Raw genomic sequence first — 19,743 nt, forward strand, 5'->3', positions numbered from 1 at the left:
ATCTTAGTTGGTTTTTTCAGTGTAACCAGATTCTTCAAGCATTTTCTTCGAAGCTGCATAACTTATACGGTTTCCAAAGCCAGAAAATTCGTTTGGCATTGCTTTTTTTAGGTCAGCAAGAGTTGCAACAGTCATGTCAACTTCCATGCTTAGAATAACTTTTTCGTCTTTGATTTCAATTTTTTGTGTTACCCCTCTGACACCCTCATAACCTTTATAAGTATCCTCAACAATTTCTTTAATGCCTTCTGCTGTATTATCAAGTTTAGCAGGATCAAAAACATTTTAAACTGTTTGTTTTAGAATGTTGTCTTCTTTTACAGTATAAGCTAAGGTAGACTCAATACCAGGCTTGCTGTTGTGAACAAAGGTGTGAGTTGTCGTTTCCTCTTTCTTTTCAGATGATTGTTGGCTGCTCTGCTTGGTTTCGCTTGACTGAGCAGTTTTGTATTCTTTGCCACTACTATTGGTAGGAGTTGATGCTTGTTTAGAGCATCCCATTAGAAGGACGAGAGCAGCCGCAAGGACAAGAGATGTTTTAAAGTAAGATTTCATATCCATTGCTTTCCTTTCATAATCAAAGTATTTGTATTATAACACGAATGGAGGATGCAAGCAATCAGAAGAAGCTAGTAAACAATCCCACTGACAGTAAAAAGATATGCTTGGATTTGCCTTCTTGGCTAGCTTCTAGCTCTTAATCTCTATTTCATTTGATCAAGGATTTCATTTTGATTGATTCCCTCGTGATATAAGAAAACACCCCAAAGATAGCTTGGTGACTATCGTATGGGGTGGCCATTATAAGGTCAGGTTTTTGTCTGTTTTGAGGATGAAAGATTAGTTGCTTTCTTCAGTGAATCCCATTCCTTCTAGTGCTTTTTTAGAGTTTGAGAAGCTGACACGATTGCCGATACCAGAATATTCTTCAGGAAGTGCTTTTCTAAGTTCGCTAATGCTTGCAACTGAGAAGTCTACTTCGAGATCTTGAACAACTTTTCCATCTTTGATTTCAATCGTTTGTTTAACACCTTTGAGTCCATTATAACCTTTGTACTTTTCTTCGATAAAACTCTTGACATCTTCTGGAGTTGCACCAAGGATTTCAGGATCAGCAATGTTATGAGCTGATTGCTTGATAACATTGTCGCCGTCTACAGTATAAACCAAGGTAGAAGTGATTCCAGAATTGCTTTTGTTTACAAAGGTATGTGTTTTAGTTGTTTCTTTCTTTTCAGATGATTGTTCAGTGCTTTGTTTGCTCTCACTTGACTGAGTTGTTTTGTCTTCTTTGCTACTGCGGTTGGTAGGTGTTGATGCTTGTTTGGAACATCCGAGTAGGAGGACAAGTGAAGCCGCAAGGGCAAGTGAGGTTTTAAAGTAAGATTTCATATCCTTTACTTTCCTTTCATAATCAAAGTATTTGTATTATAACATGGATCCATAGTGAAATCAACTAGAAGGATAAGACCCTTTTCCAAAGGGATCCAGCTAGAAAAGTGATATAATGGTAGGAAGAGGTGAAGAAATGAATCAAACTGTAAACTATATCAAAGAATTAACCGCTATTGCATCTCCAACGGGCTTTACTCGTGAGATTTCAGACTACCTAGACCATACTTTAGAAGAACTTGGTTACCAGCCTGTTCGAACAGCCAAGGGCGGTGTCAATGTGACCATCAAAGGTCAAAACGACGAACAACATCGCTATGTAACTGCCCATGTGGACACACTTGGAGCCATTGTGCGTGCAGTCAAGCCAGATGGTCGTCTCAAATTGGACCGTATCGGTGGTTTTCCTTGGAACATGATTGAGGGAGAAAACTGTACTGTTCATGTAGCTAGTACAGGTAAAACGGTATCTGGAACGATCCTCATCCACCAGACATCTTGCCATGTCTACAAAGATGCAGGAACTGCTGAACGCACTCAGGACAATATGGAAGTTCGTTTAGACGAAAAAGTGACCAATGAAAAAGAAACACGTGCCTTGGGTATTGAGGTTGGTGACTTTATTAGTTTTGATCCGCGAACAGTTGTGACGGAAACTGGTTTTATCAAGTCTCGCCACTTGGATGACAAGGTTAGCGCGGCAATTTTGCTCAATCTTCTTCGAGTTTATAAAGAAGAGAGAATCGACTTGCCGATGACGACACATTTTGCCTTTTCGGTCTTTGAAGAGGTGGGTCATGGTGCTAACTCCAATATTCCAGCTCAGGTAGTAGAATATCTGGCTGTAGATATGGGAGCCATGGGCGATGACCAGCAAACAGACGAATATACAGTGTCTATCTGTGTCAAGGACGCTTCAGGTCCCTATCACTATGACTTCCGTCAACACTTAGTAGCTTTGGCGAAAGAGCAAGATATTCCATTTAAGCTGGACATCTATCCATTTTATGGTTCGGACGCTTCAGCAGCTATGTCAGCAGGCGCGGAGGTCAAGCATGCCCTCCTTGGTGCGGGAATCGAGTCCAGTCACTCTTATGAGCGCACCCACATTGATTCAGTAGTAGCGACTGAGCGTATGGTAGATGCCTATCTCAAGAGCGAGGCGGTATCATAGAATGTGCTTAATTTGTCAGAGAATCGAACTCATCAAAGCTGGAGAAAATCCCTACTTTGTCAAAGAACTAGAAACAGGCTATGTGGTTATTGGGGATCACCAATACTTTAAGGGCTATACCTTATTTTTAGCAAAAGATCATGTCACAGAACTCCACCATATGGAGAATCCTGTAAAATTTCGCTTTTTAGAGGAAATGAGTTTGGTCCAAGAAGCAGTCGCCAAAGCATTTGAGGCTGAAAAGATGAATATTGAACTCCTAGGAAATGGCGATGCCCACGCTCATTGGCATCTTTTTCCGCGAAGAGCAGGTGATATGAAGGGGCACGGACTTAATGGCCGTGGCCCAGTCTGGTGGGTACCCTGGGAAGAAATGGCAGCAGAAGATTGCCAAGTACAATCGCCAGAGCTGGAAGAGATGATTAAAATCTTATCTCATGAATTGGAGAAGCATTTGGCCTAAGAGAGAGGAAGAAAGAAATGAAAAAAAGATATGTCATTTTATCTGGTTTACTAGCATTGACTCTTGCAGCTTGTTCGCAAGAAAAAACGAAAGTTGAAGAAAATACTCAAAAAACAGAACAAACTAGACAACCTGAAGGAACTGTAGGGAGCAAATCCCAAGCTTCTAGTCAGAAGAAGGCAGAAGTTGTCAATAAGGGAGACTACTATAGTATTCAAGGGAAATACGATGAAATTATCCTAGCTAATAAACGTTATCCTTTGTCAAAAGACTACAATCCAGGAGAAAATCCAACAGCTAAAGCGGAGTTGCTGAAACTCATTGCAGCAATGCAAGCAGCTGGCTATCCAATTAGTGACCACTACAGTGGGTTTAGGAGTTATGAAACTCAGGCTAAGCTCTACCAAGACTATGTCAATCAAGACGGGAAGGAAGCGGCGGATCGCTACTCAGCACGACCAGGTTACAGTGAACACCAGACTGGTCTTGCTTTTGATCTTATTGGGACAGATGGTGATTTAGTTACTGAAGAAAAGGCAGCCCAGTGGCTCTTGGACCATGCGGCTGACTATGGCTTTGTTGTCCGCTATCTCAAAGGCAAGGAAAAGGAGACCGGCTACATGGCAGAAGAATGGCATCTCCGCTACGTTGGAAAAGAAGCCAAAGAAATTGCTGCAAGTGGTCTCAGTTTGGAAGAGTACTATGGCTTTGAAGGTGGAGATTACATCGATTAAAAATGAAAGTTTTCTCTTGCATTTTTAGATAAATAGTGTATAATGGAAAAGTATGTGTAAAGCATACTTGTGGGAGGTAAAAATCTTACATTACCGCCAAAACCACAAAGGAGGATTTAAAAATGGCTAAAAAAGTCGAAAAACTTGTAAAATTGCAAATCCCTGCTGGTAAAGCTACACCAGCTCCACCGGTTGGACCTGCTCTTGGTCAAGCTGGTATCAACATCATGGGATTCACAAAAGAGTTCAACGCTCGTACAGCTGATCAAGCTGGAATGATTATTCCAGTTGTTATCTCAGTATACGAAGATAAATCATTTACTTTCATCACTAAGACACCACCAGCTGCTGTTCTTTTGAAAAAAGCTGCAGGTGTTGAAAAAGGATCAGGTACACCTAACAAAACTAAAGTTGCTTCAGTTACTCGTGCGCAAGTACAAGAAATTGCAGAAACTAAGATGCCAGATTTGAACGCTGCAAACCTTGAGTCTGCAATGCGTATGATCGAAGGTACTGCTCGTTCTATGGGATTCAACGTTGTTGACTAATCAATAACATCCCAAGATAACCCGCAAGACTTCATCATTTCGAGAAGTGACGTGGGAGATGAAAATCGATTGAACCACTTACAAGGAGAATAGAAAATGGCTAAAAAAAGCAAACAACTTCGTGCTGCTCTTGAGAAAATCGACAGCACAAAAGCGTACAGCGTAGAAGAAGCTGTAGCTCTTGCAAAAGAAACTAACTTTGCAAAATTTGATGCAACTGTAGAAGTTGCTTACAACTTGAACATTGACGTTAAAAAAGCTGACCAACAAATCCGTGGAGCAATGGTATTGCCAAACGGTACTGGTAAAACAGCTCGCGTTCTTGTATTTGCACGTGGTGCAAAAGCTGAAGAAGCAAAAGCTGCTGGTGCAGACTTCGTTGGTGAAGATGACCTTGTTGCTAAAATCAACGACGGTTGGTTGGACTTCGACGTAGTTATCGCAACACCTGATATGATGGCTCTTGTTGGACGTCTTGGACGTGTCCTTGGACCACGTAACTTGATGCCAAACCCTAAAACTGGTACTGTAACAATGGATGTTGCTAAAGCAGTTGAAGAGTCTAAAGGTGGTAAAATCACTTACCGTGCAGACCGTGCAGGTATCGTACAAGCTATCATCGGTAAAGTTTCATTTGAAGCTGACAAGTTGGTTGAAAACTTCAAAGCATTCAACGAAACAATCCAAAAAGCGAAACCAGCTACTGCTAAAGGAACTTACGTAACAAGCTTGACAATCACAACTACTCAAGGTGTTGGTATCAAGGTTGACGTGAACTCACTTTAATCAATAAATATATAAAAAACGAGTACAAAAGTGCTCGTTTTTTAGGTACAACGGGCATTCCGTTCATCCGAGGTCTAAGTCCTCTGTGGGTACCATATACTAGTAAACCCAAAAGTGATTCCCAAGCCTGACTATTGTGAGTAGCTGATCGAACGGCATTAGGATAGACTGTTTAAGTCTGACGTTGGAAATAAGAATCGGCAGAGAAAGAGATAGAGAAATCTTGGCTATACGAATAGGCACGTGATAGTAAAGCGTACTTAGCGTATAAGGAGGCCAGCAACTCTAAAGTACAAATATGTAGTCGTAACCTATATGCGTAAACTACGTGAGCAATTGAATTCGAACTAGAGGGGTGATTAATAGATTTATGCTATAGTCATGGCAGTTTGTATGCTTTTGATTCTAGTTTGTCAAATAATAGATTAGAATTGTCAGACAATATAATTTTATGTTATAATGAAGAAAAAATAGAGGTGTTCAAATGTCAGAAGCAGGTCATAAGTTTTTAGCAAAACTGGGGAAAAGACGCTTACGTCCAGGTGGAAAACGTGCTACAGATTGGTTAATTGCGGAAGGAGGATTTTCAAAAGAAAAGAGAATACTAGAAGTTGCGTGCAATAGGGGAACTACAGCAATTGAGTTAGCACAGCGTTTTGGTTGTAAGATAACTGCTGTTGATATGGATGGACAAGCCTTAGAAGTGGCTAAAAAATCTGCTGAAATGGCAGGTGTTGGTCATTTGATTAGATTTGAAAGAGCAAATGCAATGAAACTTCCTTATGAAGATGCTAGTTTTGATATTGTTATAAATGAAGCTATGCTGACTATGCAAGCTGATCAAGCTAAGAAAAAATGTGTAATGGAGTATCTGAGGGTTTTAAAACCTGAAGGTCTTCTTTTGACACATGATGTGCTTCTTAAGGAAGCTGAAGAGTCTGTCAGACAGGAATTGTCACAAGCAATTCATGTAAATGTAGGTCCTTTAACTCAAGATGGTTGGGAACAGGTGATGATAGAATCAGGTTATCGTGATGTGAAAATATTGACTGGTGAAATGACATTAATGAAATTATCAGGTATGATTTATGACGAAGGTTGGCTAGGAACTTTGAAAATTTGCATAAATGCTTGTAAGAAGGAGAATAGAAAGCAGTTTTTAACTATGTATAAAATGTTTGCTAAGAATAAACAGAAATTGGGCTTTATTGCTATGGCTAGTTATAAATCGTCAAATCGTTAGATAATTATTGAAGTTAACTTTTCCTTTTTTCTTTCTTAAAAAATATGCTATAATAGAGAGTAAAAAACTTTGAAAGAAAGAAAAAGATGAATTTAAAAGATTATATCGCAACGATTGAAAATTATCCTAAGGAAGGTATTACCTTCCGTGATATCAGCCCTTTGATGGCAGATGGAAATGCTTATAGCTACGCTGTTCGTGAAATTGTTCAGTATGCAACAGACAAGAAGATCGACATGATTGTTGGGCCAGAGGCTCGTGGATTTATTGTTGGCTGCCCAGTTGCTTTTGAGTTGGGAATTGGCTTTGCACCTGTTCGTAAACCAGGGAAATTGCCACGTGAAGTCATTTCTGCTGACTATGAGAAAGAGTACGGTATTGATACCTTGACCATGCATGCTGATGCGATTAAGCCAGGTCAACGTGTTCTCATCGTAGATGATCTTTTGGCAACAGGTGGAACTGTCAAAGCAACCATTGAGATGATTGAAAGACTTGGTGGAGTTGTAGCCGGTTGTGCCTTCTTGATTGAGTTGGATGAGCTTAAAGGCCGTGAAAAAATCGGAGATTACGATTACAAAGTACTTATGCATTATTAATGAAAAACAGTCCTTGGGGCTGTTTTCTCTTCATCTGCTATATAAACAAACTATAGCTAGTTAGAGAAAAACTATAATTGAAAACTATATCTTCTTGCAGTATAATAAAAGGACTAAGTGTTTGAGATTTGACTTCAAACACATTCAATTATTTCTAAAAGAGTACAGTTAGGAGAAGGTTATGCCGATTAGAATTGATAAAAAATTGCCAGCTGTTGAGATTTTACGGACAGAGAATATCTTTGTCATGGATGATCAACGTGCGGCCCACCAAGATATCCGTCCCTTGAAAATTTTGATTTTAAACCTAATGCCCAAAAAAGTGGTCACAGAGACCCAGTTGTTACGGCATTTAGCAAATACTCCTTTGCAATTGGACATAGACTTTCTCTATATGGAGAGCCACCGTTCCAAGACGACTCGTGCAGAGCATATGGAGACTTTTTATAAAACTTTTCCTGAAGTCAAGGACGAGTATTTTGATGGGATGATTATCACAGGGGCTCCGATTGAGCATTTACCATTTGAGGAAGTGGACTATTGGGAGGAATTCAGTCAGGTGCTTGAGTGGTCCAAGACCCATGTCTATTCGACCCTTCATATCTGCTGGGGTGCCCAAGCAGGTCTTTATGCTCGCTATGGAGTTGATAAACACCAGATGGAGCAGAAATTGTCAGGCATTTACCCGCAGGATACCTTGAAAGAGGGCCATCTTCTCTTTCGTGGTTTTGATGATAGCTATGTAGCTCCCCATTCTCGTTATACAGAAATCTATAAGGAAGAGATATTAGGAAAAACCAATCTGGAAATCCTCTCTGAGGGAGAACAAGTCGGCGTTTCTATTTTAGCCAGTCGGGATCTTCGTGAGATTTATAGTTTTGGTCATTTAGAATATGACCGTGATACTCTAGCAAAAGAGTATTTTCGTGATTGTGAGGCAGGACTTGATCCTCACATTCCGGAAAATTACTTCAAAAATGATGATGTGAATGAGACACCGTGTCTCTGTTGGTCTTCATCAGCTGCCCTCTTTTTCAGTAACTGGGTTAACTATGCCGTTTATCAGGAAACTCCTTTTGACTGGAAAAAGGTAGAGGACGATGCAGCTTCATTTGGATATTTATAAGAGGAATTATGACATATTTTGACGCTTTTAAATCAGGGAACTTGGTTTTGCCAAGTGCCCTGCTCTTGCATTTTAAGGAACTCTTTCCTTCCAGCGAAGATTTTCTCGTCTGGCAATTTTTCTATCTACAAAACACCACAGCCTTAGGAGATGTTTCGCCTAGCCAGATTGCTGAAATCATTGGGAAAGAAGTGGCAGATGTCAACCAATCCATTTCGAATTTGACTGAAAATGGTTTGCTACAATATCGGACCATTGAACTAAATGGGGAAATTGAGCTGATTTTTGATGCTAGTTTGGCTTTTGAACGCTTGGATAGCTTGCTAGATACCCAAACTCCAGATACAACTGCCCCCAACCCGCAGAATCAATTGAAGGATCTGGTTGAAACTTTTCAGCAAGAATTGGGACGCTTATTAACACCATTTGAAATCGAAGATCTTTCTAAGACTGTCAAAGAAGACGGAGTTAAGGCGGATTTGATCAAAGAAGCTCTCCGAGAGGCTGTTCTCAATGGCAAGCCAAACTGGAAATATATTCAGGCAATCCTACGAAACTGGCGCCATGAAGGTATTCAGTCTGTGGCTCAGGTAGAGGCCAAACGAGCAGAGCGAGAAGCCAACAATCCCAAACAAGTTCAAGCTTCGGCTGATTTCCTCGATGCCATGAATTTGTGGCAAGATTAGTCGCTTGAAAACTCTTGAAAATTAGAGTAAGGTTTGCAAGCTCCTTATAAATATGATAGAATAATAGTGAATAAAATGAAAAAGAGGTATGTGAAATGTCACGTAAACCATTTATCGCTGGTAACTGGAAAATGAACAAAAATCCAGAAGAAGCAAAAGCATTCGTTGAAGCCGTTGCATCAAAACTTCCTTCATCAGACCTTGTTGAAGCAGGTATCGCAGTTCCTGCACTTGACTTGACAACTGTTCTTGCTGCTGCTAAAGGAACTAACCTTAAAGTTGCTGCTCAAAACTGCTACTTTGAAAATGCTGGTGCTTTCACTGGTGAAACTAGCCCACAAGTTTTGAAAGAAATCGGTACAGACTACGTTGTTATCGGTCACTCAGAACGCCGTGACTACTTCCATGAAACTGACGAAGACATCAATAAAAAAGCAAAAGCAATCTTTGCAAACGGTATGCTTCCAATCATCTGTTGTGGTGAGTCACTTGAAACTTACGAAGCTGGTAAAGCAGCTGAATTCGTAGGTGCTCAAGTATCTGCTGCATTGGCTGGATTGACAGCTGAACAAGTTGCTGCATCAGTTATCGCTTATGAGCCAATCTGGGCTATCGGTACTGGTAAATCTGCTTCACAAGATGATGCACAAAAAATGTGTAAAGTTGTCCGTGACGTTGTAGCAGCTGACTTTGGTCAAGAAGTTGCTGACAAAGTTCGTGTTCAATACGGTGGTTCCGTTAAACCTGAAAACGTTGCAGAATACATGGCTTGTCCAGATGTGGACGGAGCTCTTGTTGGTGGAGCATCACTTGAAGCTGAAAGCTTCTTGGCATTGCTTGACTTTGTAAAATAAACTAGGTTATTCCAGACAGTCTGCTAAGACTGTCTTTTTTTATAGAGACTGTATATTTTCTTAAATTATCAGTCTATTGCAACTTTTCTCAGATAGTACACTTTCCTTGATATCATTTTCTGGTAGTAGTATACTTGTATTATAGCTACTGTGAAGTAGTTATAAAAAAATGAAAAGAGGTAAGAAATATGGTTGAATTGAAAAAAGAAGCAGTAAAAGACGTAACAACATTATCTAAAACAGCGCCAGTAGCATTGGCAAAAACAAAGGAAGTATTGAACCAAGCAGTAGCGGACTTGTATGTGGCTCACGTTGCCCTTCACCAAGTTCACTGGTATATGCGTGGTCGTGGCTTCCTCGTATGGCATCCAAAAATGGATGAATACATGGACAGTCTTGATGGTTATCTTGACGAAATCAGTGAACGTTTGATTACTCTTGGTGGAAAACCTTATTCAACTTTGACAGAATTCCTTCAACACAGTGAAATCGAAGAAGAAGAAGGAGAATTCCGTAACGTTGAAGAAAGCTTGGAACGTGTTCTAGCTATTTATCGCTACCTCATCACTCTTTTCCAAAAAGCTTTGGATGTAACTGACGAAGAAGGTGATGATGTTACAAACGATATCTTTGTTGGGGCTAAGGCTGAACTTGAGAAAACAGTTTGGATGCTTACAGCAGAACTTGGACAAGCTCCTGGTCTGTAAGATATAGTTGCTACCCCTTTTATCATGTGGTGCTAGATTTGTACCCATGAACAATCATCTTTTAAAAGTCATGTAACTGTAAAAAGTTGCATGATTTTTTGTTTGCTGGACTTAGGATACATTGTCAAATCTAGGATTTTACGGTATAATAGTTGCTGTTCGAGAAATTTTGATTTTCAAAGAATAGTGAAACGTTATAAGGAGAACTCATGAACAACTTACCAAATTGCCCAAAATGTCATTCAGAATATGTCTATGAAGACGGAAGTCTCTTGGTTTGCCCAGAGTGTGCCTATGAATGGAATCCTGCTGAAGTTGCAGAAGTAGAAGAAGGTGTTGTTGCTATCGATGCTAATGGAAATAAATTGGCTGACGGTGATACTGTAACCCTCATCAAGGACTTGAAAGTAAAAGGTGCACCTAAGGATTTGAAACAAGGAACTCGTGTCAAAAATATCCGTATCGTAGAAGGCGACCACAACATCGATTGTAAGATTGATGGTTTTGGAGCTATGAAACTCAAATCAGAATTTGTTAAGAAAATCTAGCCATGAAAATGAACCTGAAATTTATCTTTTATAGCCGTGTGCTCTTGTTCTTAGCGGCTTTCACAGGAGTTTACCTAGAGATTACCAAGCGTGGTGGTTTTGGCATGCTCCTCTACTATACAGTGCTATCCAATCTCTTGGTAACACTTTTTACAGCTTATCTGCTTTATGTGATGAGACGATCTGGTGAAAAATGGCAAAGTCGGCATCTACTCCGTCTCAAGGGCGGAGTTACCATGAGTATCATGATTACTTGTGTCATTTACCATTTTATGCTAGCGCCGATAGCGACTGATTTTTACCGTTTGGAAAATTTCCTCTGTCACTATATCGTTCCTCTTTGGTTTCTAGCTGATACCTTATTATTTGATAAGCAAGGTCAATACAAGATCTGGGATCCAGTCTTGTGGACCATCTTGCCCTTGGTTTACATGCTTTTTGCCCTTTTTAATGGCTTAGTATTGAAACTACCTGTACCAAATTCCAAGGTTAGTCCTTTCCCTTATTTCTTTTTAGATGTGGCCAAGGGTTGGGACGTGGTTATTAAATGGTGTTTGACTATCTTTGTGGCCTATATGGTTGCAGGATTTATCTTCTACCTGATCAAGCAAATCAAGCGAAAATAGTCTTCCTATAAGGGAAATTAGGACGGAGTCCCTATGTCAGTTGGGCTCCTTCTTTTCTTGCCATATCCTTTAAAAAAAGATATGATAGTGAGAGAAAAAAACAGAAAGAGAATCCATGAAACAATATTTAGAACGGGCTAGCATTCTAGCCCTCTCCCTCGTTTTGATTACTTCCTTTTCCATTTCAAGTGCTCTACCAGCTATGTTTGACTACTATCAGGGCTATCCCAAAGAACAAATCGAGCTTCTCGTTAGCCTCCCTTCTTTTGGGATTATGATTATGCTAGTCTTAAATGGGGTTTTGGAACGTTTGTTGCCTGAACGTCTTCAGATTAGTCTGGGCCTTGTCATCCTCTCTATCGGTGGAACAGCTCCCTTCTGGTATCAGGATTATAACTTTGTCTTTGCTATGCGGATTTTATTTGGTTTGGGTGTGGGGATGATCAATGCCAAGGCCATTTCCATTATCAGTGAACGCTATCACGGAAAGACACGGATCCAGATGCTAGGTCTAAGGGGATCAGCAGAGGTGGTTGGTGCTTCGATTTTAACTCTAATGGTAGGTCAACTCCTTTCCTTTGGATGGACAGCGACCTTTTTAGCTTATAGTGCTGGATTTTTAGTGTTGATCCTTTATCTGCTATTTGTCCCTTATGGAAAAGAAAAGAAAGAGACTAAGAAAAAAGAGGTTGAAAGCGCTCGTCTGACAGGACAGATGAAAGGCTTGATTTTCCTTTTGGCTGTTGAAGCAGCAGTCGTTGTCTGTACCAACACAGCTATCACCATTCGTATTCCTAGTCTGATGGTAGAAAGAGGTCTAGGGGATGCCCAGTTATCGAGTTTGGTTTTAAGTATCATGCAGTTGATTGGTATCTTGGCAGGTGTGAGTTTTTCTTTCTTTATCTCTCTGTTTAAAGAAAGGTTGCTTCTTTGGTCAGGTATCACCTTTGGATTGGGTCAGATTGTGATTGCCTTGTCTCCGTCATTGGGTGTGATGGTAGTTGGAAGTGTTGTGGCAGGTTTTGCCTACAGCGTAGCCTTGACCACTGTCTTTCAGCTTCTTTCTGAAAGAATCCCAGCCAAGCTCCTTAATCAGGCAACATCTTTTGCAGTGCTAGGATGCAGCTTTGGAGCCTTTACGACACCTTTCATTCTTGGGGCGATTGGCTTTGTGACTCAAAACGGTATGTTGGTCTTCACCATTCTAGGATGCTGGTTGATTGTCACTTCTATCTTTGTTATGTACGCACTTCAAAAGAGAGCTTAGGATTGATTTCCTAAGTTTTTCTTTTCGGAGTTTTTGTACCCAGACAATTATTAGTTTTTAAACTTGTTTACACTTTTATTTCCTGATAAAATAGAAGTTATGACAAGATATAAAGCAATCATTTCCTATGACGGTTATGCCTTTGCTGGTTTTCAGCGCCAGCCTCATGCGCGGAGCGTTCAAGAGGAAATCGAAAAAACCTTAACGAGACTCAATAAAGGACAGACCATCACTGTCCACGGTGCTGGTCGGACGGATAGTGGGGTTCATGCTCTTGGTCAGGTCATTCATTTTGATCTTCCCTATCAGATGGATGAGGAGAAGCTTCGTTTTGCCCTGGATACCCAATCTCCTGAAGATATTGATGTAATCTCGATGGAGCATGTGGCGGATGATTTTCATTGCCGTTATGCAAAACATAGCAAGACCTATGAGTTTATCGTGGATAGAGGGCGTCCCAAAAATCCTATGCGCCGTCACTATGCTACTCACTTTCCTTATCCGCTCGATGTGGAACGGATGCAGATAGCAATCAAAAAGCTAGAAGGAACCCATGATTTCACTGGTTTTACAGCCTCTGGGACTAGTGTGGAGGATAAGGTTCGCACCATCACAGAAGCGAGTCTTGGGGTGGATGATACAGGCCAGTTTTTGACCTTTACCTTTTCAGGAAATGGATTCTTATATAAACAGATTCGCAATATGGTGGGAACTCTTCTCAAAATCGGCAACAACCGCATGCCAGTTGAGCAGATTGATCTCATCTTGGAGAAGAAGGACAGGCAGCTTGCTGGTCCTACTGCAGCACCAAATGGCTTGTATTTAAAGGAGATTCGTTATGAAGAATAATCGTATTTTAGCTCTTTCTGGGAATGATATTTTTAGTGGTGGTGGTTTGTCAGCTGATTTGGCTACCTATACATTGAACGGCTTGCATGGCTTTGTAGCTGTAACTTGTTTGACATCCTTGACAGAAAAAGGGTTTGAAGTCTTTCCTACGGACGATACTATTTTTCAACATGAGTTGGATAGTTTGCGTGACGTGGACTTTGCAGGGATCAAGATTGGTCTTCTCCCTACTGTCAGTGTGGCTGAGAAGGCACTGGACTTTATCAAGCAACGTCCTGGAGTGCCGGTGGTATTGGACCCCGTCTTGGTCTGCAAGGAAACCCATGATGTGGCAGTCAGCCAACTCTGTCAAGAGTTGATTCGCTTTTTTCCTCATGTCAGTGTGATTACGCCAAATCTTCCTGAAGCAGAATTGTTGGCGGGTCAAGAAATCAAAACTTTGGAAGATATGAAAGCTGCAGCGCAGAAATTGCATGATTTAGGAGTGCCAGCAGTTATTATCAAGGGAGGCAATCGTCTCAGACAAGACAAGGCTGTGGATGTCTTTTATGATGGACAAACTTTTACTATCCTAGAAAATCCCGTTATCCAAGGACAGAATGCTGGGGCAGGTTGTACCTTTGCCTCAAGCATTGCCAGTCACTTGGTTAAAGGTGATGAACTTTTAACAGCAGTGGAGAGCTCTAAAGCTTTCGTTTACCGTGCCATTGCACAAGCAGATCAATATGGAGTAAGACAATATGAAGCAAACAAAAACAACTAAAATCGCCCTTGTATCCCTTCTAACCGCCCTTTCTGTGGTTCTAGGTTATTACTTGAAAATTGGAACGCCAACAGGAATATTGACTCTCTTGGATGCAGGTATTTTCTTTACTGCCTTTTACTTTGGCAGTAAAGAAGGAGCTGTCGTTGGAGGACTAGCAGGATTCCTAATTGACCTTTTATCAGGCTATCCACAGTGGATGTTCTTTAGTTTAGTGAACCATGGCTTGCAAGGATTTTTTGCAGGTTTTAAAGGGAAGTGGCAATGGCTAGGCCTTGTCTTGGCTACTATCGTCATGGTAAGTGGCTACGCCCTAGGTTCTACCCTAATGAATGGCTGGTCAGCAGCCTTGCCAGAAATCCTTCCAAACTTCCTGCAAAATACCTTGGGAATGATTGTAGGGTTTGTAATTTTTCAGAGTGTTAAGAAGATAAAATAAAAAAGTCAGCTATTTGAGCTGACTTTTTGCTTGTCTCTATGTTTAATCAAAATAAAGCAAGTCTTTGCTGGTGCTGGTAAAGAGGTCAAAGCCATCCTTAGTGACAAAACCGCAGTCTTCGATACGAACACCGACTTTGCCCGGGATATAGATACCAGGTTCAACAGAGAAGCACATGCCTTCTTCGATGACCATGTCGTTACCTTCCATGATAGATGGGAACTCGTGGACATCCATACCGATACCGTGACCGAGACGGTGGTTGAAGTACTCACCGTAACCAGCTTTCTCGATGACTTCACGGGCAGCTCGATCCACTTCATGAGCTGTTACTCCTGGATTGATAAAGTCAAGAGCAGCTTGTTGAGCTTCAAGGGTCAAGTTGTAGATATCTTTTTTGAACTGGTCTGGTTTGCCGACAGCGACCGTACGAGTCATATCTGAGGCGTAGCCATTAACCATGACACCGAGGTCAAAGAGGAGAAGGGCGTCCTTTTCAACCTTGTTTGCACCAGGAATTCCGTGTGGATTTGCAGCGTTATCGCCAGTCAAGACCATGGTATCAAAGCTCATTTCATAGCCTTCACCTTTCATGGCAAAGTCAATTTGGGCAATGATGTCTGTCTCAGTCTTATCAAGAGAAATATTGTCAAAACCAACTTTTACAGCCTTATCAGCATAGATACCTGCAACCATCATTTTTTGCACTTCATCAGCTGATTTGATGAGGCGCATGCGTTGGATGCGAGGAGTGAGGTTTTCAAACTCAGCAGTCTCAAAGACTGTTTTCAAACCATGATACTTGGTTAAGATGAGGTTGTCAAACTCAACTGCGACACGTTTGAAGTCAAGTTGTGGAAGAGCATGTTTCATTTTTTGCCATGGATTTTCAGAGTCTACATAGCCCACAACTGGGAAAGAGACAGTTCTGCTTGCACGTTCCACTTCAAGGGCTGGGACAAAGAGGAGAGGTTCCTGATCAGCTAGGACAAAAAGGAACATTTGGCGTTCATGGGGATCACTGTAAAAGCCAGTGAGGTAATTGATTGTGACGGGGTCAGATACGACAGCGACGTCTAGTTTTTCTGATTCAAGATATGTTAGGATTTGTTGTAATTTAGACATATGCTACCTTCTTTCTACCCCTCTATTTTGGCAAAAAAAGAGAGAAAATGCAAGGGAGAAGGGTAAAAGAACAGGCAAAAAGAACCCCGACAAGATAGCGGAGTTCTTTTATCTAATTTTCCTTAGTTTAAGAAAAGTCAGCCTTGCTTTTCACGTCGCTGTATTCTTCAGCGATTTCTTGACTGAGAATGTCTTCATAAGCAGGGAGTTGGATATCCTGACCGTATTTTTTCTTGAGAGCAGTAGTGACGAGGCGATAAGCCAGATTGGCATTACGAGAGAGGATAGGTCCGTGGAAGTAGGAACCAAAGACATTCTTGTAATGAACCCCTTCGCCGACCTTTTCTTCGTTGTTTCCATTTCCATAGACAACCAGTCCCAGTGGTTTTTGGTCATCTGAGAGGAAGGTACGACCCTGGTGATTTTCAAATCCATAGTAGGTTTCATTGAAGTCTTCATTGTGAATCTTGATATCACCGATAAAGCGGTTATTGGTCTGGTTGAGGGTGTAGTGGCCCATGACCCCTAGCCCTTCGATACGTTTGCCTGAAGCTTCAACATAATATTGGCCCAATAGTTGGAAACCACCGCAGATGGCTAGAACAACACCATCGTTTTGGATGTAGTTGTCAATGCTCTCTTTTTTAGCAGGAAGATCGCCAGCGATAATACTTTGTTCAAAGTCTTGACCCCCACCGAAAAAGGCGATGTCGTAGTGGTTTTCATCAAAGTCATCATGGAGAGAAACGATGTCAACTGTTACATGAGCTCCGAGTTTCTCAGCCACATACTTGAGCATAAGGATGTTTCCATTGTCTCCATAGGTATTCATGAGGTTTCCATAGAGGTGGGCGATGTTGAGCTGATAAGGGTAGTTGCCAGCTTTTGAGGAAAGTGAAGTATAAACCATTAGTTCATCTCCTTTCTAACAATCTGACGACTAGCCAGCAGTTCGCGGAATTCAAGCATAGCAGTATAGGTTGCTAGGATATAGGCATGCTTACAATCTTGGTTCTCAATGGTCTTGAGAACTTGTTCCAGACTACTTGTTTCAGTGATTTTATCAGCTGGGTAGCCAGTCACTCGAAGACGGCGTGCAATTTCAGAATGACGAACACCACCAGCGTTGATTTCAGGAATGTCCATGTCAGTGATTTGTTCAAAGTCCGCATCCCAGATCCAGCTAGTATCAATCCCATCAGCATAGTTGGCATTAAGGAGGACAGATAGGCTAAATGGATAAGGAGCTAGTTTGATCATCTCGATAGCTTGGGTCGCGCCAACAGGATTTTTAATCAAGACAAGGGTGCATTCCTTGTCACCGATATGGAAGGTCTCCTGGCGTCCAAAGACAGCACGGCTCTTGTCAAATCCTTGCTTGATGAGTTGTGAATCAGCCCCGAGGAAACGGGCGATGGCAACCGCAGCAAGGGCATTGTAGATATTATAGAGTCCACCGATTTGGATGCCATATTCTTGACCGTCAATGACAAAGCGGGAGCGATTGTTGGTCAATTCAACCAAGTCTGTCAGACGGTAGTCCAAGTCAGGACGTTTGCAGCCACAATTTTCGCAGATATAGGCACCCAAGTTGGCATAGGTATTGTGCTCGTATTTGAGGATACCTTGGCAGTCAGGACAGAGGATTCCTTCGGTATTGTAGTGAGCCAGTTGGGCTGGTCCTTTTTCCAAGTCAAAACCAAAATACTGAACTGGATTTGGAATAGATGGCTTGTAGAAAAGCGGACTGTCACCATTGAGGAGAACAGTAGCCGTAGGCACCTTACGGATGGCATACAAAATCATGTTATAAGTCGTGTAAATCTCACCGTAGCGGTCCATCTGGTCACGGAAAATATTAGTGATGACAAAAAGGCTAGGATGGATATAATCACAGATACGAGATAGACTGGCTTCGTCAATTTCAAGGACGGCAATATTTTTTCCAGTTTTAGAAGATTTGGCAGTCAAGAAGGTTGTCGTAATCCCTGTGATCATGTTGGCACCACTAGGATTGGTCAGAACCTGACCATAGACCTCTTTTAGAATGCCGACAGTGAGGGCAGTTGTCAGGGTTTTCCCGTTGGTTCCAGTGACCACGACAATCTCATAGTTCTTAGCTAGATTTTGTAAAATATCTTTATCAAATTGAAGGGCAAGTTTTCCAGGGAGCGTACTTCCACGACCAAGACGGTTCAAGATGAAGTGAGAAGAACGCCCAGCTAGGAGGCCCAAAGTGGTTTTTAATTTCATGTTTCTATTATATCATAAAAGAAAGAAAAGATAGATTTGAGATTTCGCATAAACAAAAACAGCCCGATGAGGGCTGTTAGATACGATGTAGTCTCAACTTAAATCGCAAACAAGTCATTCAAGTTTTCAGCCAATGTTGGGTGAGTGAAGATTTGTTTTGTGAAGTAAGTGTATGGGATTTTGTTATCCATAGCTACAGTAATGATGTTGATGATTTCTTGAGAGCCTTCTGAGAAGATGCTTGCTCCGAGAATTTCTTTGGTTTCAGTATTGACAACAGCTTTGAAGGCTCCACGAAGGTCTCCATTTACATGACCGCGAGGCATCGCAGCAACAGGGATTTCCTTCACTGCGTATGGAAGTTTCAAATCAGCTGCTTGGCTTTCAGTCAAACCAACTTGTGAAAGTGCAGGTGTGATGAACATAGTGTTTGGCACATTGAGACGGTCTTCAAGAGTGTAGCTGCCATCACCAACAAGGTAGCTGTAGACAACACGGAAGTCATCAAGTGAGATGTAGGTAAATTGAGGTCCACCGTTGACGTCTCCGACTGCAAAGACACCAGTAACGTTTGTTTGACAATGTTTGTCTACTTTGATAGCACCACGCTCTGTTAGTTCAATATCGGTATTCTCAAGTTGAAGTGGTTCGACGTTTGGTTTACGTCCAGTTGCGTAGAGAAGAGCATCAAAACGGTAAGTTTCGTTTTCAGTTACGACGAGAACTTGGTCACCGTCGTTTTTGATTTCAGTAGTATGGATGTTTTGAAGTAATTCAATGCCGTCTTCTTCCATGTATTGTTTAGCAAGAGCTGCAATGGAAGGCTCTGCACGAGGAAGGAAAGTATCCAAGGCATCTAGGACTGTGACCTTGCTACCAAGTTTATTGTAGAGTCCTGCAAATTCAAGACCGATATTTCCACCACCAAGTACTCCAAGTTTTTCAGGCAATTTGTCCAAGTTTTGGATACCTGTTGAGTCAAAGACATTCTTGCTTGTAGCAAGTCCAGGGATTGGCAAGACGTTTGAAACAGCACCAGTGTTGATAACGATAGTTTCAGCAGTCAGCTCTTGTTTTTCATCACCAGCCTGGATTTCGATGACTTTGTTTGAAAGGAAGTGAGCTTCCGCATCAAAGATATCTACACCTGTTCCCGCAACAGTAGCATAGTTTTTACCGTTAAGGCGACCAGTGATGGTATTTTTGGTAGCAATGACTTCTTCAAAAGACAAGTCTTTCTCAGCAGCAACTAGTAAGGTTTTAGTTGGGATACAGCCGATGTTGATACAAGTTCCACCGTACATAGCTTTGTTTCGTTCAATGAGGGCAACTTTTTTGCCAGCTGAAGCCAATTTACCAGCTAGTGTTTTCCCAGCTTTACCAAATCCAATAACGATTAAATCATATGTTAACATTTATAGTCCTCCTATTCGAATTTCATTCTAGCACAAGAAAAAAACTTTTGCACAATTCTGCTACGAAAAAGACAGAAAAAGATAAAAACGCTTTCCAGACAAAAAACTAGTAATTTTTTGACAAGCTTGATAGACTAAAATCCTAT

Annotated in this window: 22 protein-coding genes and 1 pseudogene; 17 read left to right on the forward strand and 6 right to left on the reverse strand. The window is 41.3% G+C overall.

Annotation, left to right across the window (positions count from 1 at the left end; translation table 11 throughout):
- Positions 1-3: 3 nt before the first annotated feature.
- Together ACUW6H_RS00085 and ACUW6H_RS00090 are read right to left on the reverse strand one after the other, a co-directional pair.
- Positions 4-555 (reverse strand): annotated as a pseudogene (locus ACUW6H_RS00085) (DUF1307 domain-containing protein).
- Positions 556-840: 285 nt separating this feature from the next.
- Positions 841-1,392, reverse strand: a complete 552-nt coding sequence (locus tag ACUW6H_RS00090; protein WP_454358979.1) for a DUF1307 domain-containing protein — start codon at positions 1,390-1,392, stop codon at positions 841-843.
- Positions 1,393-1,528: 136 nt separating this feature from the next.
- Between ACUW6H_RS00090 and ACUW6H_RS00095 the strand changes: the two genes are divergently transcribed.
- The 17 genes from ACUW6H_RS00095 to ACUW6H_RS00175 all read left to right on the forward strand — a co-directional run bounded on the left by ACUW6H_RS00095 (position 1,529) and on the right by ACUW6H_RS00175 (position 14,804).
- Entirely contained in the window at positions 1,529-2,566 is a 1,038-nt protein-coding gene (locus ACUW6H_RS00095; RefSeq protein WP_454358981.1) for a M42 family metallopeptidase, read from the forward strand.
- A gap of 1 nt (position 2,567) precedes the next feature.
- Positions 2,568-3,029 carry an HIT family protein gene (locus ACUW6H_RS00100; RefSeq protein ID WP_454358983.1) on the forward strand — a complete coding sequence of 154 codons (462 nt, stop codon included), beginning with the start codon at positions 2,568-2,570 and terminating at the stop codon, positions 3,027-3,029.
- Positions 3,030-3,046: 17 nt separating this feature from the next.
- Entirely contained in the window at positions 3,047-3,763 is a 717-nt protein-coding gene (gene ldcB, locus ACUW6H_RS00105; RefSeq protein ID WP_454358985.1) for an LD-carboxypeptidase LdcB/DacB, read from the forward strand.
- Between the two features lie 122 nt (positions 3,764-3,885).
- Entirely contained in the window at positions 3,886-4,311 is a 426-nt protein-coding gene (gene rplK / locus ACUW6H_RS00110; protein ID WP_001085804.1) for a 50S ribosomal protein L11, read from the forward strand.
- Between the two features lie 96 nt (positions 4,312-4,407).
- The gene (rplA, locus tag ACUW6H_RS00115; RefSeq protein WP_001085672.1) at positions 4,408-5,097 is read left to right on the forward strand and encodes a 50S ribosomal protein L1; all 690 of its coding nucleotides are present in this window, start codon (positions 4,408-4,410) and stop codon (positions 5,095-5,097) included.
- A gap of 484 nt (positions 5,098-5,581) precedes the next feature.
- Positions 5,582-6,340 (forward strand): class I SAM-dependent methyltransferase, encoded by a 759-nt coding sequence (locus tag ACUW6H_RS00120; RefSeq protein WP_454358988.1) that lies wholly within the window; start codon positions 5,582-5,584, stop codon positions 6,338-6,340.
- Between the two features lie 86 nt (positions 6,341-6,426).
- Positions 6,427-6,939 (forward strand): adenine phosphoribosyltransferase, encoded by a 513-nt coding sequence (locus tag ACUW6H_RS00125; RefSeq protein ID WP_001049316.1) that lies wholly within the window; start codon positions 6,427-6,429, stop codon positions 6,937-6,939.
- A gap of 181 nt (positions 6,940-7,120) precedes the next feature.
- A complete protein-coding gene (gene metA / locus ACUW6H_RS00130; RefSeq protein WP_001122695.1) occupies positions 7,121-8,065 on the forward strand; it encodes a homoserine O-acetyltransferase MetA in 945 nt (314 codons plus the stop codon).
- Between the two features lie 8 nt (positions 8,066-8,073).
- On the forward strand, positions 8,074-8,751 hold the full coding sequence (locus ACUW6H_RS00135; RefSeq protein WP_454358992.1) for a DnaD domain-containing protein: 678 nt from the start codon (positions 8,074-8,076) through the stop codon (positions 8,749-8,751).
- 95 nt (positions 8,752-8,846) lie between these two features.
- Entirely contained in the window at positions 8,847-9,605 is a 759-nt protein-coding gene (tpiA, locus tag ACUW6H_RS00140; protein ID WP_438263382.1) for a triose-phosphate isomerase, read from the forward strand.
- Positions 9,606-9,793: 188 nt separating this feature from the next.
- Entirely contained in the window at positions 9,794-10,312 is a 519-nt protein-coding gene (locus ACUW6H_RS00145) for a Dps family protein (protein ID WP_096407969.1), read from the forward strand.
- Between the two features lie 209 nt (positions 10,313-10,521).
- Entirely contained in the window at positions 10,522-10,860 is a 339-nt protein-coding gene (locus ACUW6H_RS00150) for a zinc ribbon domain-containing protein YjdM (RefSeq protein ID WP_001061580.1), read from the forward strand.
- A gap of 2 nt (positions 10,861-10,862) precedes the next feature.
- Entirely contained in the window at positions 10,863-11,486 is a 624-nt protein-coding gene (locus ACUW6H_RS00155; protein ID WP_454358995.1) for a Pr6Pr family membrane protein, read from the forward strand.
- Positions 11,487-11,601: 115 nt separating this feature from the next.
- A complete protein-coding gene (locus ACUW6H_RS00160; protein ID WP_096407962.1) occupies positions 11,602-12,753 on the forward strand; it encodes an MFS transporter in 1,152 nt (383 codons plus the stop codon).
- A gap of 99 nt (positions 12,754-12,852) precedes the next feature.
- Positions 12,853-13,602 (forward strand): tRNA pseudouridine(38-40) synthase TruA, encoded by a 750-nt coding sequence (truA, locus tag ACUW6H_RS00165; protein ID WP_096407959.1) that lies wholly within the window; start codon positions 12,853-12,855, stop codon positions 13,600-13,602.
- Entirely contained in the window at positions 13,592-14,365 is a 774-nt protein-coding gene (locus ACUW6H_RS00170) for a bifunctional hydroxymethylpyrimidine kinase/phosphomethylpyrimidine kinase (protein WP_096407956.1), read from the forward strand. The genes truA and ACUW6H_RS00170 overlap by 11 nt, the downstream gene beginning before the upstream one ends.
- Entirely contained in the window at positions 14,343-14,804 is a 462-nt protein-coding gene (locus tag ACUW6H_RS00175; RefSeq protein ID WP_096407954.1) for an ECF transporter S component, read from the forward strand. Before ACUW6H_RS00170 ends, ACUW6H_RS00175 begins: the two co-directional genes overlap by 23 nt.
- 42 nt (positions 14,805-14,846) lie before the next feature.
- Here the strand turns inward: ACUW6H_RS00175 and ACUW6H_RS00180 are convergent, their stop codons facing one another.
- The 4 genes from ACUW6H_RS00180 to ACUW6H_RS00195 form a co-directional block, all read right to left on the reverse strand.
- On the reverse strand, positions 14,847-15,929 hold the full coding sequence (locus ACUW6H_RS00180; protein WP_454358998.1) for a M24 family metallopeptidase: 1,083 nt from the start codon (positions 15,927-15,929) through the stop codon (positions 14,847-14,849).
- A gap of 127 nt (positions 15,930-16,056) precedes the next feature.
- Complete coding sequence (gatD, locus tag ACUW6H_RS00185; protein WP_454359000.1) at positions 16,057-16,839, reverse strand: lipid II isoglutaminyl synthase subunit GatD; 783 nt, start codon at positions 16,837-16,839, stop codon at positions 16,057-16,059.
- Positions 16,839-18,182, reverse strand: a complete 1,344-nt coding sequence (gene murT / locus ACUW6H_RS00190; protein ID WP_454359002.1) for a lipid II isoglutaminyl synthase subunit MurT — start codon at positions 18,180-18,182, stop codon at positions 16,839-16,841. The genes gatD and murT overlap by 1 nt, the downstream gene beginning before the upstream one ends.
- 98 nt (positions 18,183-18,280) lie before the next feature.
- Entirely contained in the window at positions 18,281-19,597 is a 1,317-nt protein-coding gene (locus ACUW6H_RS00195) for an FAD-containing oxidoreductase (protein WP_454359004.1), read from the reverse strand.
- Between the last annotated feature and the right edge of the window lie 146 nt (positions 19,598-19,743).

This window comes from Streptococcus sp. 151470009-6 (genome assembly GCF_053628175.1).